The following is a 6,000-nucleotide window of genomic DNA, read 5'->3' as shown; positions in this document are numbered from 1 at the left end:
CGACGCCGATGCCGCCCAAGGCTCCCGTCTCACGGTTGCGGAAGCCCGCAGCAGGGTAATATACCGTGGAACCCGTAGCGGTGCCCTCATAGTAAAAATTCCAACCGATATTGAAACCACCAGAAACGTTGAACTCGCCCGAAGTAGACGTATTGATACCCGTCTTGGAGAACATGGTCCAAGTATCCTGCGGAGCAACACGCCATCCTACAGGACACGGATCGTAAATCGACTTGGCACCCTGTTCGGGATTAGGCGTTTTAGCCGTCTTATTCGGATTCCCCCAAAGGTTATCACGCTGATTGGTAATGGCAGGTGCATTCAACCAATCATACGTAGTCGTATTGATCTGCGTAATGAACGTAGTCGGATGCTTGACTGCATAATCAATCGACTTGTCCTGGGGGGTGGCACCCGTACCGCTTGTAGTCGCAGAAGAAGCCACGATAGGCCAGCTATTCGGATAAGTAGTCACGAATGTAGTATTGTTCGCCGTAGTTTTATCCGAACCTACGAACGGGTCCTTACGGCCCCACTGATACAACAGACCGAACGAACCGACATTACCCTGAGTATTGTTAGCAGCACCGAGGTTGCGGGTCATCACAGCAACGGACCGCTGAGGTACATTGTTATAAGAAGAATTGCTACTAATCGCTCTCGTCTTATGCGTATGGGTTCCTCCTACTGCCATAGGATCATAAGCCGTCGACCAAATATGCCAACTCCAAAGTACATTCATATGGTCTCCGGCAGTCGCCGAACTATAAACTGCGATGACAGCATTGCCCTCGGTAATGGAACCCGACTTCTCACCTGCGGTGGTGAAGTAAACCCAACCGTTCTTCAACTGAACGTCCTTGATAATCTTGCCTTCACCGTTAGTCTCCCACAACACCTTGACCGACTGAGGATTCAAAGCCGACGGAGTGATGGCGGGAGCATTCTGACCACTGATGCTACTTGCCGGAGTAGTAGCACCGTTACCCATGACCGTAGCCTTGAACTTGTATGTGCAACCAGCCTTCGACACCATATAAGAATTGGCGGTTTCCTCGCTCTGATCGAACGGATTCCGGCTCAAATCGACGGCGATGACCACGCGCGAATCGTTCTCGCTGTTACCGACGATAGTAGCCGTCATCGTATACTTGCAATTACGCGCAATGTTGAAATCGTTCTTGTCGTCCGCACCGGGGAAAATCCGGAACGTGATGTCGGAAGTCTCCGAACCGTTGTTATACTTACCCTTGACCTCGACATAAGTACTATGTGCAGGAGCCTTGTCTTCACCCTTGCCAGCGGCAGTGGCACCCGACGAGCTGTTCAAACCCTTACCCCGCAAGTTTTCGGGCATATACCATGTATAGGCATTATCGAGCGAAGCGGGATTTTCAATCGTATAGTCGATGAACTTAGCCTTAGTAGCGTCGGGAATACCCGTAGCATCGTCTTTCGGAGCCTTGTAAGCAGCGCTCTCAGGCACAGAACACAACTGAATCGACTCCAACGTAAACTTATGGGTGGATATTTCGGGAGCGAACTTACAAGTAAACGTAACCTTGGCTACCATACGCTCCATCTTGAACGTCGGAGCGGGATGCTGTTCGTCATAAGCCGAGGGGTCCTTGGTCTGCCCCGTCCACTTAGCGCTCATCGGCAGACCATTCTTAATGTCGAAGCTGGTACCGACACCGAAGCCATCGGCTTCCAACGCAGAAAGCAGATACTTATCTTTCTCGGCGCTGTCGAACTTGTTCTTGCCCACGTTGGCGATGGCGTAGACCGTACAATTGTCGGAAGCCTCCAAAGCAACGGCCAACGAAGCTTTGGAATCGGTCAAAGTTACATTTTCAACAACTTCCTTGAACATCAACTTACCGTTGCTGTTGTCGAACTGGAGAATCCAAAGATTCTTGACGGCTTTCTCAGCATCCGTAGCCGAAGTGTCGCCGGCACGCGTAATCGAATCATCGCCGGACGAAAGCGACACAGCTTCCTCGCCCCGCATCCGAACGCTCTCCGTACGAGGAACGAGAGAAACAACCGGGCTGTTCATCGAAGGAACAGAGATACTCAACGTAGTCGGCACCAACTCGCCCCCGGTAGAAGGAGCGCTCGGCTCGACCGTCTCGATGTCCTTGCTGCAAGCCGCAAACAAAGCCCCGACAAGGACAAACGACATGATTTTTTTCAAACCTTTCATAATCATTTGTATTTAATAATTCTTTGAACTTCTGACTTCTAATCTACACAATCGAACGGGAATCAATTTTTACCGCCGATTGTCATATCCAAATCGGGATTTGCGGTCCACGCATTGCCGGAACCATCACCGAAGACGGGATAAACGCCTGCACCCAAAGTTGGATCCGACCAATAATCGACCGCCCAATCTCCGAGTTCGACGGGAACACGCGGCCAACCGCCGATTTCGAGGTCGCTTTTCCACTCAGTGTCCCAAGGCAAAACTTCCAATGAAAGAACGAAAGCACCGCCTTTCAACGTAAGGACGAAGCAATACTGCAAATTAGGCTCGAACGCCCATTCAGGCATAGCTTCAACCGGAGCATCCAAGATGGTCTCCTTACCCGAATCGTTGAACTCGACGGTCATGGAGAGACCGAACTTAGCCTTGCTTTTAGGCAAAACCTCCTCCTTACCGGCAAACTGATAATCCTTTCCGTCGACAGCACTGAAAATAGTGCCTTTCATCTCGAAAGAACCGTTGTTGACAGCGGGAAGCGGCAACGCTTCGCAAAGTTTAGCGACAGCAGGCTCCGGGGCAATCTCGGTGAGCTTCACCGACTTAATCACCACCTTTTTGACATTCTCCGACTTACGGTCGACAGAGAAACTGACCTGGCTGCACTTGCGCTCCAACATATCGAGCTCGACGGACTGCGTATAGACCGGAGCCGCGCCGGAAACATTGGGCGCAACAGCGATGCCCGTACCATCCACACCGTCGGTGCAAGATGATGCGTGGTCGACACCGTGGTTGACAGAAACCTCCCAAGGCGACGCGATGGCCGTAGCGGGCGTGAGTGCATAGAAATCGTACTTGTCGGCCCGCAGACGAATCTGAGCGGGATCAGCCGTATTGGCATTGTCGACAGCCCCCGTAGCGGGATTGACATTGCAAGCCTCCAAGACCCGCACCTTGGTACCGTCGTCTTTCGTGTTCTCGACGACGACATAGGTAGCCTCGGCGACAAACTTATCGGCAGTAATATCGGCCGAAACAGCCCCCGCAGCCCGCTGGAAAGCCAAGACGCGGACCGTCGTACCGACGGCCAACTCCTCGGCGGCAGGCGCATCGGCCCTGGACGCGGGCTTGGCGGAAACAGAAACCCCGCCCAAAGCGAATCCTACCGCAACCCGGTCGCCCTCGGGCTCGGGCGCGACGAACTCGCTTTTCTTATGGCATCCGGTCGCTGCTGCCAACAACAAGATGAATAACGCTTTTTTCATAATCTCAAAAACTACAAAAACATGAACGAAACACCGTCGGCCGACCCGTACGCGACCTGCTCCCTCCCGCACCGAGCCCGAACCGCAAGGCAGGAACCCGGGGGAAGACACGAAACACGCCGTGTGAAGCTACGCGCCCGGCCGAACGGGCAGTATTACATTTCGATATCGACGTTACCGCCAGTCTCCCATTTGCTGACGTAAGCCTCGGGCCCGATGGTAATAGCCGAGAAACGCAGGTAGATATTATAAACGAAACCAGCCTTGAACCCATCGGCAGGCAAGGAAACTGCGATATCGTCGCGCTCGCCGCCTTTCTCGGTCTCGATAATCAACGTGAGCTTACCACCCGTGGCGATAGGAGCGACCATGGCATAACCGCACTCCGTAGCGCTCTTTTCACGATTGGCCTGCTCGTCCCCATCGGCGGCAACCGACGAATCGAACGAAAACTCCAAGCCATCGGTACCGTAATCAATATTGGCATCGCCGGAAGCCTTTTTCTTGACCAAAGCCAAATGGGCGGCCGTACCGGTGAAAGCGACCGTGGCGGGCAACGTAATCTCACACGTGGGCAACTGCTCCTTGAGCTTGATGGACTTGATTTTACCCCAAACCCCAGGTGCAGCGGCGTCGACGCCATAGGCGAAAAACCGCAACTGGGTGAGCTGATGGCTGAAGTGGAAAATCCGGTTGCCGGCGTCTCCATCGCTCACGTAAGTACCGAAACGCTTGTCCTTGCTACCTTCCAACTCCTCGGTCAACATGATGTCGTTCGAGCCGTTGACAGCAATCTCGATCACGCCGTTCGAGCCGCTCTTGAAAGCAGTCTGCGGATACCAACCGACCAACTTGGTGCTGTTGTTGGACGCACGCGAAAGATAGAACTTGGGGTCGTAGAACTTGATAGCGGTAGCACTACCGTCGGCCGACGCCAAAGTACCCTTCCACGAAGCGACGAAAGCCGAATCGACGTCCGAATAATCGGCGGGATACTTACCCGTAGCCTCGTCCTGGTCGATACGCGCGAAGCTAACGAACAACGGACCTGCGGAACCCTTGTCGACGACGCCACGCGAAAGCCCGGCCTTGACCTTAGCGGTAGAAGCCACTTCGGCACCGAGGGTGATTTCGACCCTCTCGCCGACAGGCGCAACGGGCGTGTCCAAGCTGGCCTTGGAACAACCGGCCAACGCCATGGCCGAAAGACCCATCGCCGAAAGAACGGCTTGTCTAACAAACGTTTTCATTGTCATATACTTTATTGAGTTATTTCCTTGGTGACTGTAAGGGGACATTCAACCCCTTACAGCCTGTATACACGTTCCGAAGCACTAAGTGCGTCTCGCGGAACGGAAAGCAGAACTACTGGATGTCGGCACCGCCGTTACCGCCGTTCTCCCATGCGGCAACGGTAGCTTGAGCCTGAATCTTGGTAGCCTTGAAAGTCAGCGTGATCTCGAAGTACTTACCCTGCGTAGACTGAGCGTAAGCTGCGCTGGTAGCATCCAACAAGTTGATATTAACCGTATAAGCCGTCGTATGGTTCGTCGTCTTAACCTGCAGCGTGAAGTCCGTATCAGTATTAACCAAATCAGCGGTCAGAGGAGCAACCAGCACATAGGCGACATTGGTAGCGGTTTCCGTCAGCTCAACAGCGGTGTCATCAAGTACCAAGCTCTTGAAAGCCGTATCAGTATACTGCTTGGAAGCATCGGTCTGGGTCATGTCCATCTTGAAGAAATCGAACGAAGCCGGAGTGCCATCAGGAGCCGTAAAGGAACCCTTCATCGGCTGACCAGCAACCTTATCGGTACAAGCAATGGAAACCTGATTCTTCAGACCGCCATTGGCTCCCGTCAAGGCAATATCCGTAATCTGACCCCAAGCGGTGATAGCAGCATCATTTTCAGCCGAAACTTTTACGATGAGTTTGGTCAGCATGTGCTCGAAAGCCAGGGTAGGATACTCCGGCGTAGCAGGAGAAACAGCCTGATGTTTTGCCTTGTTGGCCACTGCCTGGGGAGCAACCATGATGTCCGACTTGCCGTCGATTTTGCAGACAGCCGAAGACTTGCCGGCGCTCGTCGACTCCGTCCACTCCAGATCGTAGGGATACAGACCGAACAGATAGACATCATCCTTGTCTGCGGGGAAATACATGCTACCCTTACCGCCATCAGTGGTCGAAAGGAAACCTACCTGGTTCTCATTTTTGAAGACCATCTTATCAGTGCCGTTGAAGTTGCCGTTGTAGGTCGGGATGTTATTTTTACCATCGGCATCAAGAGTACCCGAATAAACGTCTTTCGTAGTGGTTGCCCAAACCTTAGCCACCAAATTGTGGTCAGCGTCGATGGTGCTGCCCTCGAAAGGAGCACGCGTCGAGATGCTCAGTGCGGTCGACTTGGCCAGAATTTCTACGTCGCCACCGTCAATGTTGGGACGCTCTGCCAATTCGCTCTTCGAGCAACTTGCCATAGCTGCTACGGCAAGCAGAGAGAAAAACAGTTTTTTCATAATAAA

At 53.0% G+C, this 6,000-nt stretch carries 4 protein-coding genes; all 4 read right to left on the bottom strand.

The genetic code is table 11. The features are described 5' to 3' along the window. Positions 1 to 2,206: DUF4906 domain-containing protein (locus tag QVG21_RS05900; protein WP_287923015.1), on the bottom strand; the 2,206-nt coding region annotated here is incomplete at its 3' end. A gap of 62 nt (positions 2,207 to 2,268) precedes the next feature. Beyond that, positions 2,269 to 3,474, bottom strand: coding sequence for a BF2992 family fimbrillin-A clan protein (locus tag QVG21_RS05895; protein ID WP_287923013.1), 1,206 nt, complete (start codon positions 3,472 to 3,474; stop codon positions 2,269 to 2,271). 155 nt (positions 3,475 to 3,629) lie between these two features. Then, positions 3,630 to 4,724, bottom strand: a complete 1,095-nt coding sequence (locus QVG21_RS05890) for a hypothetical protein (RefSeq protein WP_287923011.1) — start codon at positions 4,722 to 4,724, stop codon at positions 3,630 to 3,632. Between the two features lie 115 nt (positions 4,725 to 4,839). Then, entirely contained in the window at positions 4,840 to 5,994 is a 1,155-nt protein-coding gene (locus QVG21_RS05885) for a fimbrillin family protein (RefSeq protein ID WP_287923009.1), read from the bottom strand. Between the last annotated feature and the right edge of the window lie 6 nt (positions 5,995 to 6,000).

It is taken from the genome of Alistipes sp. UBA6068, assembly GCF_949428155.1.
Taxonomy (GTDB): Bacteria; Bacteroidota; Bacteroidia; order Bacteroidales; family Rikenellaceae; genus Alistipes; species Alistipes muris.
Note: the sequence above shows the minus strand (reverse complement) of the source record. Positions and strands in the feature narration are given on the sequence as shown.